Genomic DNA, 17,637 nt, shown 5'->3' with positions numbered 1-17,637 from the left:
TGCTATAATGCTCCGCGTGTGTGGATAACCATTTCAGCTTTATTCGAATTTTACGCTGCGTTTCTACGTTTATACGATTCTACGTTTCTCACATTTCCCCGCTTCCGCACTTATCAGCTTACAAACGCTTACCCCCGCTGCTCCTCCAGCCACAAGACCGCCGTCACTCCGCGCGGATAATATTTGCTGCCGGTGATCTCGCCGGAGATAATCTGGTCGCTCCAGCTCCAGATCGAGAGCTGCGGATGCGTAAGCCAGGTTACATGTGCCGAATCGGCTGCTTGGCCTTTGTCCTCCCACTCCAGACCAAGAATTTGTCTTGCGATGAACTGGCACAGATAAATCTTGCTCAGCCAGCTGTTGTTGCTGGTGGAGGAGATTTTCCAGCCGCCGTCTTCGAACAGGCACACCCCTTCAACAAGCACGGCCTGCAGATGCGTGTCTAGCGCCGCAATGTATTCACCGAACCGCCCCCCGCGCTCTAAAGCTTCCTTGCAGCCGGTGAAGTAAGGGAACACGAGACCTTCGATCGCCGGAATAATCTTCGAGTCATTGCCTTCTCCGATTACAGCCGGGATATAGCCGCCCTCGGTAACACTGCCCACAATGGTTGCTGCGCAGAGCTCTGCCTGTCTGCCGGCAGTCTGTGACAGTTCCGTATTGCCGTTATCGCGGAAGATCTTCTCCATCGCCAAATACGCTGCCCAGCATTTACCCGCCAGGTAAATATTGTTGCGCGCCTGGCCCAGTGACACATCCAGACTGTCGTACGTAGTAATCTCCGCGCCGCCCATTGTCCGCGAGCTGTCGAGGGCCATCACACCGTTTCGTTTCGCCGGGTCCGGATGATCCCGGTTCAGCATACTCTGCAGGCAGCTCTCCAGCACTGTAAGGTTGCGTTCCATCCAGCTGAGATCACCAGTATGCTCCAGATATACCGCCGCAGTAAGAATCCAGTTCACCAGCTGCTCATGGGTCATATGCGAGAAGCAGCCGTCAATGCCGTACAGCTCATATGAGGAATACCCTGGACGCGAGACGGCATTGGCTACCCCCATATCATGGGTGAAGCTGAGCCCGCCCGGATATTCGGTGGTATCTCCCGGGAACCGGACAGTATCCACATAGCTGTACCGGTCTACGAACATATCCAGCTCATTGCGTACGGTCCACGGATTCATCTTCAGCTCATAGAATAGCTGGTCCACCGTAAGATCGAATGTGTTCATCATCCGGTATTCGCCTTCGTTCACGACCCAGAACGGCTGGCCTTTGTACTCCAGCAGCTCGGTTGAGCCATAATAACTGCGGATGGCGTGAGCCAGCATGAAGGTCTGATCTTCGCTGAGCCCTGTTCCTTCAAGCATGGAGTTAGCCTGCACTGCCTGCTGCTTCAGCTGATCGAAATGGGACAGCGCATATTCCGCTACCGCCTCTACATTGCTGTAATAGCGGTTATAGTAATAACCAGCGTCCATTCCCGAGGTTACATAGCCGGACCGGTGGAAGCAGACTGCGAACCGGTAGACCTTGCGCTCGCCTGCGGGCACATCCATAACCAGTGCTCCAACCTGGCCCAGTCCGAAGGTCCAGTTCTCCTCCAGCTCTGTTGTCAGAATATCCTCCATGGTGAAATGCATGGCGGATTTGACGCTTCCCTGTTCTGCTGCAATCGCCAGGAACCGCCCCTGGCCGACACCGGTCAGCTCTGCCTGGCTGCCCTCGAAGCGTCTCAAAGCGTTATACGGATCATTCCCCTGGAAGCCGAAGAAGGCCCGGCGGACAGAATCGCCCGAAGTATTATCAACCTCCAGCTCTACCAGTACCGCTGGCAGCAGCACTTCCTTGAGCTCCGCATCTGCAGCGGTTTCCGGGTCCGGAACCGGCCGGACCGGGGAGAGAATACGGAAGGTCAGATCCCCCGCCTGCCAGCTGTCCGTAGCCAGCCGGAAATCGCGGGTGATCTCTTCGTCCGCGTAATGATAAAGAATCTGCGGCTTATCCGGGTTCGGATCAGGGTTCTCGATGTCATAGCGCTTACTCTCATCGTCACTGCCCTGCTCATGGAAAGGCAAGGTATCGAAGCCGCGGCCATCCTTGCGTTCCAGGCCAATATATATATTCTGTCTCGGCGGCTTACCCGCTTCCAGGTCGAACCCGCCGGACGCTCCCTTAAACCCCAGAGTGAAGCTGGAAAATGAACCAATCGGTGAATGATGGGCATTAAAAAACTGATTTGTCGGCATATCGTAAATGCACTCCCTCCAAGCTGTGTCCCGGCAGTACCGGGCTCTAGCTCTATGTTAGCGCCGGCCCGGCTTATGCAACAGGCGTAAAGCCGCCAATTATTTGGACAAATCAATCGGACGCGGCGGCCTATGCTATAATAGAGCCAACTTTTAGTGAAAAAGAGGTTGAGTATGAACGTATTAGATCCCGGTACACAGCATTCCATGGACGGCCGGATGTCCCCGGATATACAGGCTGCCTTTCATATATTCGCTGCCCACTGGCGCAAGGTGAACAGGGAGTGGCAATATCCGGCGCACACCCATCCGATGTTCGAGATCAATATCGTCCTGCAGGGTTCGCAGCAAATGACCGTAGGCGGGCAGTCTTACATCCAGCACAGCGGCGACATTCTGTTCATCCGCCCAAGCGTCCTGCATTCCAGCCTGGGTACGGTGTCAGAGGATGAAATGACCTATTATTGCCTGCATTTCGACATTGATGATCTGGTCCTGCGCCGTTCCCTGATGACGATGGACACCGTCAGCCTGAGCGGCGACACTCCGGAGCTGCAGGCGATCCGTTCTTCGCTCGATGCAATTATCAGCTCGACGATCCTCCCTGATGCCAGCGATGCCCAGCGGGGCCGGCTGGTGACGCTCAATGCTTCGCTGCAGCTGTTCACCGCACTCAGCAGCTGGGTGCTGGCTGCATTGCCCTCCCCTGCCCGGAGCACACTGCCCGGTGTTACGGAGAAAACCGTTGCCCTGGCGAACGCCATTGAAGGGCTGCTGCAGGAATCCGTATTCACCGCTGCGGCAACCGGCAGCCGGGCCGGAAGCATTGAAGACATCGCCGCAAGGCTTGGCTACAGCCCGAATCACTGCAACCGCGCCTTCCGGCAAATCTACGGATTGCCGCCGAGGCAGTATCTCTCTGACCTGATCATCCGCCATGCCAAGCTGCTGCTGCTGGATAACAGCCTGTCAGTGGAGAGTATCGCCTACCGGCTCGGCTACCGTGATGTCTCCCATTTCAGCAAGCAGTTCAAGCGCTGGACCGGCCTGCCTCCCATGGGCTACCGCCAGCTTACGGCAGAGTCTGAGCCGGTGAAAGAGTAATTCATCCGGACTTACTACATGCCTTCTATTTATTATGCATTTATATGAAATGATTTATATTTATATACTATTTTCCAACTAATGTTATTATATGGATGAGGCTATATATAAATGGCCTTACATTAAATGAGGAGCGTGAATATTCATGAAAAGATGGACAAGAATCCTGCTGCTGACCGCAGCGCTGTCAATGTCCGGAGCCCTTTCCGCCTTTGCAGCCGCCGAGGTCGAACCCAACAATGAACTCAGCTCAGCGAGCATTGCCCACTACGGTGGTGATTACAGTCTCGGCTACATTTCTTCGATTTCAGATATGGACTGGTGGGTGCTTACCGCTAACCGGACGGGCACCCATAACATTACATTCAGCCGCAATAATCAGCCTTTCAATCTCAACATTTACTCTTCAACCGGTGCCTCACTCTACAGTGGCAACGGCAGCTCTGCCATCACACTGAACCTGGTAGAAGGACAGACCTACCGCTTCTTGGTCTACGCCACCTCGGTCCCTACCAGCTACTATTATCCATATTCAATTGTAGTCAACTAACCGGCATCTCCTTCACACTCTCCTGAACTTAATTGCGCTGCATACACATGCTGAACAGCGGTTCCCGCATAATCAGGAACCGCTGTACTCCCGGCAGTCTTACTCATGATTCAGCTTTTCTCCTTACGGAGACAGGTATCTCATTTTGGTTATTTCTTCTAATAAAATTAACCCTTGGTGGCCCCTGACGCAATTCCCTTAACAAAATACTTCTGCAGGAAGATAAACACGATCAGCACAGGCACCACCGACATGGCGGTTCCGGCAAAAATCATATCCCAGCGTGACGAGAATTCCCCGATATACCGGTAGATTTCTACAACCATCGTCTTGGCCTGGCCGGAAGGCAGCACCAGCATCGGCATCAGGAAGTCATTCCAGATCCCCAGTCCGTTCAGCACCACCATACTTGCCGTAACCGGTCCGAGCAGCGGGAAGACGATTCTCCAGAAAATCCCGTAGCGGGAGCACCCGTCAATCTCTGCCGCTTCTTCAATCTCCCGTGGAATACCTTTGACGAAGCTGGTATAGAGCAGGCATCCGAAGCCTACGGCACCGGCGACATAGATCATGATCGGTCCCGCCAGACTGCCGTACAGGCCGAGTATTCTGAGCTCTTTGAACAGCGGAATCATATACGCCTGGAACGGAATCATCATGCCGGCCAGGAAATAGATGAAGACCAGCCGCGTCCAGCGGGCATTTCTGCGTTCAATCGCGTAACCTGCCATCGGAATAATCAGCACTTGGGCGACAATCGCCACTACGGTCAGAATAAGACTGTTAAGTATCGCACGCGGAAATTCGGTCTCCGTAAGCAGATATTTGAAGCTGTCTAAATACAGTGTCTTCGGAAAAGCAACCGCATCGCGCATAATCTCGGCGTTGCTTTTGAACGCGGACATCAGGTTAAAGAAAATCGGGAAGAAAAAGATAACCGCTATCAGGAGCGTTATGACAAACAGGACAATTTCAGTGATTCTCCGCTTGGTCTGCATCGTCATCTTAGAGCTGCACCTCCCGTTTCTGCAGGAATTTAACCTGGATGACCGTAATGATCAGAATAATCAGGAACAGGACCATGGCCAGCGCCGTGCCGAACCCTTGTCTCAGCTCCCCGAAGCCTACTTTGTAGATAATATAGGTTAATGTCTCTGTCTCAAAACCCGGGCCGCCGTCGGTCATTACGGCAATCTGGTCAAATATCTTCAGCGCGCTGATCATGGAGAGCACCATGCACACGGTCATCGAACCCGCAAGCAGCGGGAACGTAATATGCCGGAACTGCTGCCAGCCGCCTGCGCCGTCAATGCTTGCCGCTTCATTTAGCTCCTGCGGAATGCCCTGCAGTCCGGCCAGATAGATGATCATATAATAGCCCGCGCCTTTCCAGACCGTTGACAGGATAATCGACAGCATAGCGTATTTCGGATTGCCCAGCCAGTCGACGATATAGTCGCCTAAACCGACGGAGGTCAGGATCTGATTAAACACGCCGAAGTTGTAATTCAGAATCATTGCCCAGACAAAGCCCATGACGATCCCGCTGAGCAGGGTCGGGAAATAGAAGATGCTTCTGAATAAATTGCGGAACCAGCGTACCTTGTCGACCATTAAGGCCATCGCGATTGCAGCAATGTTCTCAAGCAGTACTAGTGTAATTGTCATAACCAAAGTGTTCTTCAGTGCGTTCTGCACCCGCGGACTCTGGAAGATCTCGACGAAATTGGCGAATCCGATATACCGGATATCGCTGCTGATCCCGTCCCACGATGTGAAGCTTAGGTAGACGCTGCCTGCTGTAGGGACTATGACAAACAGTGTGTATAAAAGGAATGACGGCAGGATGAACAACAGCGCGTAGGACTGCCATTTTTTCTTTTTCTTACCCGGCTTCTCTGCGGCTATAAATGACTTGTCTGTATTAACGATGGATGTAGCCATGGTTCCTCTCCCCTCCCTGGGACGCGCTTGTTTAGATAAGGGTAACCTCTGCCGGAGCAGAGGTTACCTTCCAGCGCTTTTATTTACAGCGAATTGGCTTTGACCTGATTGTCATATTCGGTATCGGCCTTTTTCATATATTCAGTTACGTCGGCATCGTTCACCACCATATCCTGGAGCAGCTTATAGTACCAGTTGCGGAATTGCGGAGGAATCAGGTTATCGCCCCACCAGTTGTTGATGGCCAGTGACTTGGTGACACTCGTGTCGGCAATAAGATCCAGTGCAACCTGCATTTGCTCACTTGTCTCATAGGTAACTTTCTCTTTGGTGGAAGGAATGGCATTGATCGAAGCCAGGTATGCCGAGTATTGCTCCGGTGCAAAGAAGAAGCGGATAAAATCTTTGATCGCTGCCGTCTTATCGGCATCCTTGGCGGCATCAACGGATAACGACCAGCCGGCCGGTGACGGCAGACCGATGACATTCACTTTGCCTTCGCGGTCCGGGATCGCGTAGAAGCCGAATTCGAAGCTTGGATCAGCTTCAGCGATCTGGGTGAACATCCAGGTGCCGGAATACAGCTGAGCGGCTTTGCCGGATACCAGAATCGACGCGGTCTGATTATCTGCGGTGCTCAGCCAGCCTTTGTCCACATAGTTCTTGAACAGCTCTTTGAAATCAGTCATACCCTGGACTACAGCAGGATCTGCGAAGCTGACGGTCTTGGCCGTACGTTTGGAGTTCCAGTCCGGGTCTTTGCTGTAGACATCGTCGATCAGGAATTTATTGACCCAGAAGCCCATATGGAAGATATCCTTGCCGCCTACTACCAGCGGGGAGATACCTGTAGCTTTCAATTTTTCCTGGATGGCAATGAACTCGTCATAGGTTTTGGGAAGCTCGGTGATCCCGGCGTCAGCGTAAGCTTTTTTGCTGTAAATGATCCCTTGCGGTGCATTGACCTGCATGGGAGCGTTCCATACTTTGCCATCCACCTGCGGTGGCGATTCGAACAGATCCAGCAGATCGGCCGGAAGCTCGACAATTTTGCCCGCATCCGCGAATACCTGTGTGTCACGCATTTCCACCAGATCCGGGAATTCTCCAACCGCATCCTTCGTCTTCAGCCAGTCCAGATAAGCGGCAGATGAAGTTTCACTTAAGTCTTTGATGGTTACGTTAGGATTCGCTTCCATGAACTTCTTAACGGTATCGGCAATGGCTTTCTTGGTCGCCGGGTCACCCGACGCATAACCGATGGTGAAGCTGACATCCTTCTTCGCAGCATCAGTAGCTGAGTTATTCCCTGCCGGAGCTTCAGTCGCGGCTGCGTTGCCGCCACTGGCATTGTTATTGTTATTTCCGCCGCATGCGGTAAGTACAGTGGTTGCTGCGAGCAGCATGACGGATAATTTCGTAATGGTGTTCTTCATATCTTTAGTAACCTCCCCTTGGGTATACAGCCCGGAAACTGCCGGACCGATGTGCGCATCATCGTCCGTAAGCGTTTCCTTATGCTCCAAGAATAGCATTCAGCCTTCACGGTTAGAATGAACTAATTTAAGAGGGATGTGCGGTAAATTTAAGAAGATGCACTTAATCCCCCCGCAACGCAACACGTTTGCTTCGATGATGACTCAAAAAAAACGAAGGTCCGGGAGACCTCCGTTCTTGCACGGGCTATAGTGTAATGTCACTGCCAGTATTCCTGTACCTGCCTGTCGTATTCAGTATCGGCCCGTTTCATATATTCTAGTACATCCCCGTCCTTAACCACCATTTCCTGCAGCAGCTTGTAGAACCAGTTACGGAACTGCGGAGGAATCAGGTTCTCTCCCCACCAATTGTTGATCATCAGGGATTTGGTAACGGCCGGATCGGCCATCAGATCAAGCACCACCTGCATCTGTTCACCGGTCTCCCGCCTGAATTCCTGCCTGGTCGAAGGAACCGAATCGATCCGGCTTAGGAATGTGCCGTAAGGCTCCGGTGAGAAAAAGAACCGGATGAAGTCTTCGATCGCCTGCTTTTTGAGCGGCTCCTTGGCCGCCTGGGCAGACAGCGACCAGCCGGAGGGCGACTGCAGGCCGACCACATTCAGCTTCCCTTTACGGTCCGGCACAGCATAGAAACCGAATTCGAAGCCCGGATCGGCTGCCTGGATCTGTGAGAACATCCAGGAGCCGGAGAACAGCTGGGCTGCCTTGCCGGATACCAGAATGGACGCCGTCTGGTTATCCCCTGTGCCAAGCCACCCTTTATCCACATCGCTTCTGAACAGCTGTTTGAAATCAGTCATGGCCTGGACTACATTGTAATCGGTGAAGCTAACCTCACCGGCCGTCCGCTTCGCGTTCCAGCCGGGATCAGCGGCATATACATCATCAATCAGAAATTTATTAACCCAGAAGCCCATATGAAAAATATCCTTGCCGCCTACAACGAGCGGAGTGATCCCGCTTGCCCGCAGTCTGTTCTGGATCTCCAGAAATTCATCATAGGTTGCCGGAAGCGTCTTAATGCCTGCCTCGGCATACGCTTTCTTACTATAAATAATACCCTGCGGGGCAGCGACAAACAGCGGGGCATTCCATACCTTGCCGCCGATCCGCGGCGGCTGATCGAACAATTCCGCCAGCTCATTTGGGAGAGGAACAATCTTCTCCGCATTGGCGAAGGCCTCGGTATCCCTCATCTCTACCAGATCGGGGAACTCGCCCACGGCATCCTTAACCTTCAGCCAATCCATATAGGCAGAGGAGCTTGTCTCACTGACATCCTGGACGACTATGTCCGGATTCGCCTGCATGAAGGCCTTAATGGTATCCTCGATAGCCTGCTTCGTCGCCGGATCACCGGAGGCATAACCTATAGTAAAGCTTATTTTACCGCCACCGGATGCTGTATCCGGCCGGCTCCCCTGATCAACCGCCTGGCTCCCTCCGATTCCGCCTGGTCCAGTTTTGCCTCCACAGCCCGTCAGGATCAGCGCGGCTGCAAGCGGCACTATTGTTATTCTCATACCTGATATCCTCGGCATTTGCATCCCCTGCGACCTCCTCATTCTGTGATAACCGGAAATGTCAGCGTAATGGAGGTCCCGACATGCTCTCTGCTGTTCACAGACAGGCCATACGCCTCCCCGAAGCTGGAGCGGATACGCTCATGCACATTTTTCATGCCGACATTCTTGCTTGGAGCCTGCGGGTCTTCCAGAATCTTGTTAATGCGGGCCAGCGTCTCCCTGCTCATCCCCACTCCATCATCATATATCGTAATCGCCAGCACTTGCTCTCTCCGTTCGACCGTAATGCCGACGGTTCCTTTTCCCTGCAGTCGCAGTCCATGCTGAACCGCATTCTCCACTATCGGCTGCAGAGACAGCTTCAGGATGGGCCAGTCCAGATTAACATCCGGGGCAATATCCAGATGCAGCTCGAAGCGGTTCTCATACCGTACAGAAATAATATAGAAGTAATTCTGCAGATGGGCGAGCTCGCTGGCAATGCTTACACGGTCTTCCCCGTAATCGATGACATACTTCAGCTCATTGGATAACGCCAGAATCATATCCGCCACCTCGCCCGCTTCCTTATCCACGGCGTTCATCCGGATCACCTCAAGGGTGTTGTACAGGTAATGGGGCCGGATCTGGCTCTTCAGTGCATTCAGCTCGGTCTGCTTCTGCTTGATCTGGGCCACATAGGCCTCATCAATGTAGACCTGCAGCCGTTCCACCATCCGGTTGAACCCGTGGGCCAGCCTGCCCATCTCATCATTGCTGTTCACGGAGAGCTGGATATCCAGCTTGCCCGACTCCACCACGGCCATCTGCCGGATCAGCTCCCGGATGGGAGCCGCGAGACGTCTGGAGAACCAGGCCCCCATTACAATCATAACAAAAGCACACATGCCGATGGCGATATACACCGTTGCCCGTGCCGACAGCAGCTGTTCGAACAGGTTGCCGCGGTGGATTTTGGCGATGACCTGGCCATTCAAAAAAGGGATGGACTCACTGAGCACAATCATCTCATTGTTAGTTTGATCAGCAGCTTTAGCCTCCCCCGCACCGGCAGGCTGGTTGCTGAAATACGTCCGCCCCTCCCCGTCGAGCAGGTACAGCTCATCCTTCTCCCCGAGACTCAGCTCACGGAAGAACTGTTGGAATAACGAGGTATCGATATCAAGGAAAAGCGTTCCGACTACCTTGGGCTCTTTGGTCACCCGTCCGGAGGTATCAATCAGGCTGCGCCCGATCGTGAACACCTGGCGGTCCGAGCCATAGAAGTAACTGTCCTGATGGGTCGGGAAAATAGCCACCTTCGCAGGGTCACCTGCCATGGCGGACAGCCACTCCGCATTCGGAACCGTCTCCATGTTCAGCGACCGGTTGCCACGCTCCTGAACATACAATTTACCGTCAGACTGGCGGATAAACTGGACACTGGAAATATAAGAATCACTGAACAGAACGGTCTTCAGGAAGGATTCTATCGGAATGGTGTTGATCTGCTCCAGCTCATTCACATTCTGTGTCTGATTCTGCGAATAGCTCTCAATGAATCCCTCATAGCGCCCTGTATACATTAATTTGGATACTTCATTATACTGATTGAATGCTGAATTTAGATTATAGCTCATATAGAGCACCATTTGCTGCAGATTGCTGGTAGTATACCGCTCCACATAACCCGAGAAGGTCTGTACGGAGAAGAAACTCAGCGCAAAGAGCGGAATCAGCCCGACCAGCAGGAAGGATGCTGAAAATTTAACAAAAATACTCTTCGGTCCCCGTCCCCAGACCGGCCCGGGCCATCGTCTTTTCACTCTATGATCACCCTCCAATCCGCTTAGTTCCTGACCGATTGCTTATATTCCTGCGGCAGCTTGCCGAATTGCTTCTTGAACATGTCGCTGAAATGCCGCGCATTGTTGTAGCCGACCCGGTCGGCAATCTCGTAGACCATCAGATCACTCTGCAGCAGCAGCCGCTGGGCATGACCCATCCGCACTTCGGTAATATAATTCTTGAAGTTCTGGCCGGTATGCTTCTTGAAGAAGCTGCTGAAATAATAGGGATTCATATACACCATGGCGGCTATGGACTCCAGCGTAATATTCTCGGCATAATGCTCCTCCACGTAGGTTTTCACCTGCGCAAGCTGCGGCATTTCCTTGCCGGAGATCCGGCAGCCCAGCTGCTCGGACATTTTGGACAGGACCGCTTCAAATTCCTGCTGCAGTGCGCCGAAGGTGGGTGCATCCGCCAGCTTTTCAAGCAGCGGCCTCTCTCCCTGATTCAACAGCCCCGCATCCGCGCCGAAATCAGCCATATCCTGTTCGAGCTGGATCACAGCATTGTACACATAGGACACCGCCTGGTTCCGGCTATCTCCAGAGAGCAGACGCACGGTCTCCAGCAGTTCGCCGGTTAATGCCGTTAGCCGCTCCTTGTCGAATGATTTGAGCGCTTCCGGTAAGCTGCTCTGGATGACAGCAAGTGTGGATACAGGTACAGCAGCCTCCATTGGTTCGGCGGGATAAGGAATCACCCGGTTCAATCCGGCAAAATATCTGAATCTTAGCGCTTTCAACGCAGACTGGTAGGAATCCGCCGCCTCTTCAATACCGCTGGCCGGGCGGCCGATGCCTATTGAGACCTGCAGCTTCAGAAAGCTGTTGATTTTGTGATGCAGATCCTCCATTAATTGCTGCGGTTCATTCAGATGCTCATGCTGGAGCAGCACCCCGAAACGCTCTCCTTTGCGGAACACATACCCGTTGCCCCTGCTGTCCACCGTCTCCTTGATGATGTTCAGCAATGCGAATTCCACCAGCTTGCGTTCCCGTTCCTCCCAGCGCGAAGGCTGGCCGCTGTATTCATCCGTCTCAATGACACATACGCTGACATAGCGGGTAATCGCCGTGTTGCCCATCCGGGCAAGCGTAGCTGCCGCAGCCTTATTGCCGTCGGTCAGCTGCTCCAGCTGCTCCTCAACCGTAACAGACAGGTTCTTCCGCTCATAGGATTTGAGCATTTCCTTGTTGCGCTCTTCTTCGGACTCCTGGCGGATCACCGTTACTGCGCGGATCACTACCTGCTCCAGCTGTCCCGTATTCACCGGCTTGACCAGATAATCCAGCGCCCCGTATTGTACCGCTTGCTGGGCATAACTAAATTCCTGATAGGCACTGATAAAGACCACTTTGATCGGACGACCGGAATGATGAATTTCACGGATAATATCGATACCCGAATAACCCGGCATACTGATATCACTGATAATCAGATCGGGATGACAGCTGTCGATCATCGCCTTCAGCTCTATCCCGTCACATGCTTCCCCTACTATATTAAGCCCGAGGCTCTCCCAGGCTATGAGCTTCTTCAGCCCGCGCAGAATAACCGGCTCGTCATCCGCCAGCAGCACACGTATCGTTCTGTTCATTGCTGCACCTCCGCATGGTTGTCATATATATATTATTACAGGATAGCGGCTGTTTCAGTCTGTATTCATTATTGAAGAGATTCATCCAATTATACTTTATCACGATAACCCCGGCTGCCGGGTGAAGCTTTTTAAGAGGAAAGCGCAGTTTTTTAAGAATTTTGCTGCTCGGGTATACCAGCATCTCAGGCTGAGAGAGAACAAATAAAAGAAACAGCAGCAGTCATATAAGAGGGGAACCTCCATAGGCGGCCGGGCAGCAGGAGAGCAGTATGACTGTCAGCGGCAAAAGCGGGAGTGCTGTGCGTAGAGTAACGGCTTATCTGATCAAGCACTGCGGCGAGGATTTCTCCGGGGAACAGCTTGCTTCACAGCTGAATATGAATTACAGCTACCTGTCTGCCGCGTTCAAGCAGGCCACCGGACAGACGATTATTGAGACCCTTACCAAGCTCCGGATGAACAAGGCCATCGAGCTGATGCGGACGAGTTCGTACAATGTATCTGAGATCAGTGAAGCGCTTGGCTACCCCAACCCTTACTACTTCAGCCGAGTGTTCAAAAAAGTGCTCGGTGAATCCCCCTCTTCCTACATGAAGCATCTGTACCGCACCTGAGCATGGGCGAAGCTGGGAACACCGGCCGGACTCATGGTACAATACCAGAAATGACCTGCTATGCAGGGCAGGGAACATGAGACTCTTATATAATCCTTGAAAAAGTTGGTGACCTGCTTGATCTACCTCATTAAATTCGCATACAGCTTTGTTCTGCCTCCGGGAATTTTTGTGATTCTGCTGCTGGGGATGGTGGTCTGGCTGTGGAAAAGCAGCCGCCGTCCGGCGGTCGTACTGCTCGCGGTAAGCCTGCTGCTCTATCTGTCAATGACCTCTGTGGTCAGTGACCTGCTGATTGGCAGTCTGGAACGGCAATATACGCAGCCTTCTGCAGTAGAAGGCGATGTTATTGTCATCTTCGGCGGAGGTGCCACCTCCGGCACCCCGGATTTGGACGGGCAGGGCAATATGTCCGGTCCGGCGGCGAACCGGCTGCTGGCTGCCGCCCGGCTGTACCGGCAGACCGGACTGCCGGTTATTTTCTCCGGCGGCCAGGTGTATGCGGACAGCGGCAATGAAGCCGATATCGCCCGGCGGCAGCTGATCGGCCTCGGCATCCCGGCAGAAGACATCCTGCCGGAGACCCGCTCGCTTAACACCGAGCAGAATGCGGTCAACACCGCTGCGCTTATGCAAGAGCACGGGTTCAGCCGTCCGGTGCTGGTCACCTCAGCCTTCCATATGCCGCGCAGTATGGTGCAATTTGAGCACGCGGGACTAACGCCGCAGCCCTTCCCGGTGGATTACCTGGCCAGCCGCCCCATGTCACTCTATTTCAACAAATTCACTCCCTCTGCCGGGGCCGTCTCCACCACCGGACTGGCGCTGAAGGAGTATCTGGGGCTAGTGGTAGCGAAGCTGTTGCCTTAACTGCTCATGCTGCAAACCGGGCATGACGGACATGACGGGCATGACGGGCAAAACCGAGTAACTCTGATCGCTTGTGGTCTGCACTCCGCTCGAATAAGAGTAACATTAAGCCTTGGCTGACCTCTGCTCGGCCGTAACGGTGCAATCCGGTCTCGCGCGGACTGAGATTCGCCCTGGACGGAGCTAACCGGTCTCGCGCGGACTGAGATTCCGTTATTTCGCTCCGTTCCACCTTTTTGGAACTCCCGCGGACTGAGATTCCGTTAATGGTGCCTATTTGCTCTGAAAAGATCCATTCTGCTTCACTTAGCGGAATCTCAGTCCGCAAGCTGCCGGAAATACCTGTTTTCCGGAAAATAAAGGATTCTCAGTCCGCATACTTCTGAACGACCGCATCCATTCACCTCGTTGATTCTTACTTGGCGTATGGGCTGCCGGATAGTTTCTGCAGTATCTGCGCTACATTACGTACCTCCCTAGTGAAAGCGAGGAATGCCTGTGAATCAGCACGAAGAAATATTGACCGGCGGAAATGTGAATCACATTGTCCGTAAGGCGGACACCGTCCGCCGTCCCACAGGGGACTGGAGTCCTAATGTCCATCAACTGCTGCAGCATTTGGAGAAGCAGAACTTCGGGGGAGCGCCACGTTTTCTCGGAATCGATGACGCCGGGCGTGAAATACTGAGCTATATTCCAGGAGAAGTTCCAGGCAATGCTTACCCTGAACTTAAGCCATATATGTGGTCTCGTGAGACACTTGCAGGTGTAGCACGCCTGTTACGTCATTACCACGATGTGACTGAAGGGTTCAACCCGCAACCAGAGGGAAGCTGGCAGCTCAGCTATGCCGATACCAGTGCGCATGAAGTGATCTGCCATAATGACGCTGCCCTCTACAATGTGGTTTTTCAGAATGAGGCTCCAGTGGCATTGATTGATTTCGACATGGCCGGACCCGGTCCACTGATGTGGGATATTGCCTATTCCATCTACACATCAGTTCCGCTGGCCAGCTTCGCACCTGACTACACATCAGGGTCCACCGTAGCTTACCAATCCGATTTACATGCGGCAGACCGGCGCCAGCGGATACAGTTATTTTTTGAGGCTTATGGGATTCCCGTCCCTAAGGATCTGCATACGTGGATCATTGAACGTTTGACCGTCATGTGCGACACGCTGAAGAAGGGGGCCGCGAGCGGCAATCCTGCTTTTATGAAAATGGTTGATGAGGGGCATCTGGCACACTATGAGCGTGAAATCCGGTTCATAACGGGTCACTACGCAGAATGGAGTTAGCCGTAACCGCCAAAGAAGCCGGAATCCCTAGACCTCCAGGAATTCCGGCTTCTTGCGCTACGGCTATTCTTTAATCAGATCCGTAAATACAGCAGACACCACATCTGCCAGCAGCTTAGGCTCAAGCTCCATCTGCATGCCGACGCGGCCTGCACTGACGGCGATGGTCTGCAACCCCTCCGCGCTGCTGTGTATGAACGTAGGATACAGCTTCTTAATGCCAACAGGCGAACATCCGCCGCGCACATAACCTGTCCACTTCAGCAGCTCCTTCAGCGGGAGCATCTCGATCTTCTTCGCTCCGGCAGCTTTGGCCGCTTTCTTGAGATCAAGCTCTTCAGCCACCGGAATAACAAATACATAAGGCTGCGGCCCGCTGTGTGATACCAGTGTCTTAAACACAGTCTCCGCTGGGAGGCCAATCTTCTCAGCAACAGCACTCCCGTGAATCTGGCCATCCTCATTATCATAAGTATGAAGGGTGTATCTGGCCTTTTTTGCATCAAGCATACGCATGGCATTGGTTTTGTTCACTTGCATGTCCCTGCTACCTCCAACCACTCTCCGGCGCGCCGGAGCTTTCTTCAGTCCTGCTATACTCTACCCTGAAAGACTTGCCTCCAGCGGCTAATCCCGCGGGTAATTCACCTGCATAATATCCATGAACGGAACCTTGATAATTTCTTCGTTATATCGCAGGTGTACCTTACCGGTACGCGAATCCATCTCCACAATCACTCCGCGAACCTGTTCTTCCTTCCCCCAGACCGTCAGCAGAATCTCGGAATCCTCCTGTTTCGCCTCGACCAGCTGATTGCCCAGCTCTTCCAGCACGAATTCGTCGCGGGTTGGACGTTTTGCTACTTTTGCCTTCGCCACACTATGCCTCCAGTAAGCCATTACAAATTTATGATACTTCCGGGTGTAAATGCTCCCGTATATTATAACACGACCTTTACCCCAGGTTTACAAAATAATACCGGTCTCTGCAGCCAATTTTCGCTATCCCCCGGATACTGCCCTTTACTCTTTATTCAAAAGCGCTGCCCCCGCGATCCCGGGATGGGTCATTTCATACGGATCGAGGATCAGATTCAGCTCTTCCTCACTGAGTACATTATATTTCAGGCATAAAGCGCGCACGGATTCGCCGGTCAGAATCGCTTCTCTGGCAATACGCGACACCACTTCATAGCCCAGATGCGGGTTCACCGCAGTAATGATGCCGACGCTCTGCTCGACTTCCCGCTGCAGCTTCTCCTTATTGGCCACGATGCCCGCCAGGCAGTAGTCCGTGAACACCTTGAAGGAATTGTTCATAATGCTGATCGACTGGATCAGATTGAATACCAGTACCGGCTCCATAACGTTCAACTCGAGTTGGCCTGCCTGGGCGGCGAGACAGATCGTATGATCATTGCCGATGACCTGAAAAGCGACCTGATTGATCACCTCGGCCATCACCGGATTCACCTTGCCGGGCATGATCGAAGATCCGGGCTGGCGGGCCGGAAGCGTAATTTCATTAAAGCCCGAGCGCGGACCGGAGGCCATCAGCCGCAGGTCATTGGCGATTTTGGACATGTTCATCATGCAGACCTTCAGCGCTGCCGAAACCTCGGTGTAGGCATCGGTATTCTGCGTAGCATCCACCAGATGCTCAGCACTGACCAGCGGCAATCCGCTGATCTCGGCCAGGAGTTCTACCACCCGCGCGATATAACGCGGCTCCGCATTCAGTCCGGTGCCGACCGCCGTCGCCCCCATGTTCACCTGATAGAGATGATGCCGTGTATGCTCGATCCGCTGAATATCACGCTCCAGCACGCGGCTGTACGCCTCGAATTCCTGGCCCAGACGGATCGGCACCGCATCCTGAAGATGGGTCCGCCCCATTTTGATAACCGGATCGAATTCTGCCGCCTTCAGCACAAATACGCCATGCATGCTCCGCATAGTCACCAGCAGCTGCTCCAGCAGAGAGAGCGTGGCAATATGAATCGCCGTCGGAAAAGCATCGTTCGTGGACTGTGCCATATTCACATGCGTGTTGGGACTAAGCTGCAGATAATCTCCCTTAGCCCGGCCCAGCAGCTCCAGCGCGCGGTTCGCAATCACTTCATTCGCATTCATATTCAGCGAGGTGCCGGCCCCGCCTTGAATCGGGTCTACGATGAACTGGTCATGCCACTTTCCGGCAATCACCTCATCCGCCGCCGCAACGATAACATCACCCAATCCTTTGTAGAGTCTGCCGATTTCCATATTGGCCAGTGCTGCAGATTTTTTGACGATGCCCATAGCTTTAATCAGCTCCTGATGCACCCGGTACCCGGTTATCGGGAAATTCTCTACTGCACGCAGCGTCTGTATCCCGTAGTAGGCGTGTTTCTCCACCTGTTTGCTCCCTAAGAAATCCTTCTCCAGCCGGTACTCTATCTCTGTCATATTGCTCCCCCCATGTCCTGTAGTCGATGATCGGCTTTCACAATAGTTATCTTATTCTTTCCTTTGATCTACTAAGATATTACCATTCTTAACATATCATG

15 protein-coding genes are annotated in these 17,637 nt (G+C 53.1%); 5 read left to right on the top strand and 10 right to left on the bottom strand.

The genetic code is table 11. The features are described 5' to 3' along the window. Positions 1 to 128 precede the first annotated feature (128 nt). Positions 129 to 2,246, bottom strand: coding sequence for a glycoside hydrolase family 52 protein (locus MHI42_RS35680; RefSeq protein ID WP_342422231.1), 2,118 nt, complete (start codon positions 2,244 to 2,246; stop codon positions 129 to 131). Between the two features lie 174 nt (positions 2,247 to 2,420). Between MHI42_RS35680 and MHI42_RS35675 the strand changes: the two genes are divergently transcribed. Further along, positions 2,421 to 3,350 (top strand): AraC family transcriptional regulator, encoded by a 930-nt coding sequence (locus tag MHI42_RS35675; protein ID WP_342422230.1) that lies wholly within the window; start codon positions 2,421 to 2,423, stop codon positions 3,348 to 3,350. Between the two features lie 145 nt (positions 3,351 to 3,495). Then, positions 3,496 to 3,900 (top strand): hypothetical protein, encoded by a 405-nt coding sequence (locus tag MHI42_RS35670; RefSeq protein WP_039294665.1) that lies wholly within the window; start codon positions 3,496 to 3,498, stop codon positions 3,898 to 3,900. A 167-nt stretch (positions 3,901 to 4,067) separates the two neighbouring features. On the opposite strand, the gene MHI42_RS35665 is transcribed toward MHI42_RS35670, so the two are convergent. The 6 genes from MHI42_RS35665 to MHI42_RS35640 all read right to left on the bottom strand — a co-directional run bounded on the left by MHI42_RS35665 (position 4,068) and on the right by MHI42_RS35640 (position 12,299). Then, the gene (locus MHI42_RS35665; RefSeq protein WP_342422229.1) at positions 4,068 to 4,904 is read right to left on the bottom strand and encodes a carbohydrate ABC transporter permease; all 837 of its coding nucleotides are present in this window, start codon (positions 4,902 to 4,904) and stop codon (positions 4,068 to 4,070) included. A 1-nt stretch (position 4,905) separates the two neighbouring features. After that, a complete protein-coding gene (locus tag MHI42_RS35660; RefSeq protein WP_039294669.1) occupies positions 4,906 to 5,844 on the bottom strand; it encodes a sugar ABC transporter permease in 939 nt (312 codons plus the stop codon). 83 nt (positions 5,845 to 5,927) lie between these two features. Then, positions 5,928 to 7,280 (bottom strand): extracellular solute-binding protein, encoded by a 1,353-nt coding sequence (locus tag MHI42_RS35655; protein ID WP_342424867.1) that lies wholly within the window; start codon positions 7,278 to 7,280, stop codon positions 5,928 to 5,930. Between the two features lie 260 nt (positions 7,281 to 7,540). Further along, positions 7,541 to 8,869, bottom strand: a complete 1,329-nt coding sequence (locus tag MHI42_RS35650) for an extracellular solute-binding protein (protein WP_342422228.1) — start codon at positions 8,867 to 8,869, stop codon at positions 7,541 to 7,543. Between the two features lie 38 nt (positions 8,870 to 8,907). After that, positions 8,908 to 10,677, bottom strand: a complete 1,770-nt coding sequence (locus MHI42_RS35645; RefSeq protein ID WP_342422227.1) for a sensor histidine kinase — start codon at positions 10,675 to 10,677, stop codon at positions 8,908 to 8,910. 23 nt (positions 10,678 to 10,700) lie between these two features. Next, on the bottom strand, positions 10,701 to 12,299 hold the full coding sequence (locus MHI42_RS35640; protein WP_342422225.1) for a response regulator: 1,599 nt from the start codon (positions 12,297 to 12,299) through the stop codon (positions 10,701 to 10,703). Positions 12,300 to 12,571: 272 nt separating this feature from the next. Here MHI42_RS35640 and MHI42_RS35635 point away from each other — a divergent pair, with 272 nt between their 5' ends. The 3 genes from MHI42_RS35635 to MHI42_RS35625 all read left to right on the top strand — a co-directional run bounded on the left by MHI42_RS35635 (position 12,572) and on the right by MHI42_RS35625 (position 15,088). Further along, positions 12,572 to 12,916, top strand: coding sequence for an AraC family transcriptional regulator (locus MHI42_RS35635; protein WP_342422223.1), 345 nt, complete (start codon positions 12,572 to 12,574; stop codon positions 12,914 to 12,916). Positions 12,917 to 13,033: 117 nt separating this feature from the next. Further along, a complete protein-coding gene (locus MHI42_RS35630) occupies positions 13,034 to 13,786 on the top strand; it encodes a YdcF family protein (protein WP_342424866.1) in 753 nt (250 codons plus the stop codon). A gap of 492 nt (positions 13,787 to 14,278) precedes the next feature. Next, positions 14,279 to 15,088, top strand: a complete 810-nt coding sequence (locus MHI42_RS35625; protein WP_342422222.1) for an aminoglycoside phosphotransferase family protein — start codon at positions 14,279 to 14,281, stop codon at positions 15,086 to 15,088. A gap of 63 nt (positions 15,089 to 15,151) precedes the next feature. Here the strand turns inward: MHI42_RS35625 and ybaK are convergent, their stop codons facing one another. From ybaK to aspA, 3 genes are all read right to left on the bottom strand, one after another. Continuing rightward, complete coding sequence (gene ybaK / locus MHI42_RS35620; protein WP_342422221.1) at positions 15,152 to 15,628, bottom strand: Cys-tRNA(Pro) deacylase; 477 nt, start codon at positions 15,626 to 15,628, stop codon at positions 15,152 to 15,154. Positions 15,629 to 15,715: 87 nt separating this feature from the next. Further along, the gene (locus MHI42_RS35615; RefSeq protein WP_039294685.1) at positions 15,716 to 15,967 is read right to left on the bottom strand and encodes a YolD-like family protein; all 252 of its coding nucleotides are present in this window, start codon (positions 15,965 to 15,967) and stop codon (positions 15,716 to 15,718) included. 144 nt (positions 15,968 to 16,111) lie between these two features. Further along, entirely contained in the window at positions 16,112 to 17,536 is a 1,425-nt protein-coding gene (gene aspA, locus MHI42_RS35610) for an aspartate ammonia-lyase (protein WP_171716032.1), read from the bottom strand. Positions 17,537 to 17,637 lie beyond the last annotated feature (101 nt).

The organism is Paenibacillus sp. FSL E2-0178 (assembly GCF_038593005.1).
Taxonomy (GTDB): Bacteria; Bacillota; Bacilli; order Paenibacillales; family Paenibacillaceae; genus Paenibacillus_AQ; species Paenibacillus_AQ phytohabitans.
Note: the sequence above shows the minus strand (reverse complement) of the source record. Positions and strands in the feature narration are given on the sequence as shown.

Bases quoted from the DNA above. Each gene is read 5' to 3' on its own strand.
- MHI42_RS35625 (WP_342422222.1), top strand. From the start codon at position 14,279: ATGCCTGTGAATCAGCACGAAGAAATATTGACCGGCGGAAATGTGAAT.
- MHI42_RS35665 (WP_342422229.1), bottom strand. From the start codon at position 4,904: ATGACGATGCAGACCAAGCGGAGAATCACTGAAATTGTCCTGTTTGTC.
- MHI42_RS35675 (WP_342422230.1), top strand. From the start codon at position 2,421: ATGAACGTATTAGATCCCGGTACACAGCATTCCATGGACGGCCGGATG.
- MHI42_RS35670 (WP_039294665.1), top strand. From the start codon at position 3,496: ATGAAAAGATGGACAAGAATCCTGCTGCTGACCGCAGCGCTGTCAATG.
- ybaK (WP_342422221.1), bottom strand. From the start codon at position 15,628: ATGCAAGTGAACAAAACCAATGCCATGCGTATGCTTGATGCAAAAAAG.
- MHI42_RS35650 (WP_342422228.1), bottom strand. From the start codon at position 8,869: ATGAGAATAACAATAGTGCCGCTTGCAGCCGCGCTGATCCTGACGGGC.
- MHI42_RS35640 (WP_342422225.1), bottom strand. From the start codon at position 12,299: ATGAACAGAACGATACGTGTGCTGCTGGCGGATGACGAGCCGGTTATT.
- MHI42_RS35635 (WP_342422223.1), top strand. From the start codon at position 12,572: ATGACTGTCAGCGGCAAAAGCGGGAGTGCTGTGCGTAGAGTAACGGCT.
- MHI42_RS35680 (WP_342422231.1), bottom strand. From the start codon at position 2,246: ATGCCGACAAATCAGTTTTTTAATGCCCATCATTCACCGATTGGTTCA.
- MHI42_RS35655 (WP_342424867.1), bottom strand. From the start codon at position 7,280: ATGAAGAACACCATTACGAAATTATCCGTCATGCTGCTCGCAGCAACC.
- aspA (WP_171716032.1), bottom strand. From the start codon at position 17,536: ATGACAGAGATAGAGTACCGGCTGGAGAAGGATTTCTTAGGGAGCAAA.
- MHI42_RS35660 (WP_039294669.1), bottom strand. From the start codon at position 5,844: ATGGCTACATCCATCGTTAATACAGACAAGTCATTTATAGCCGCAGAG.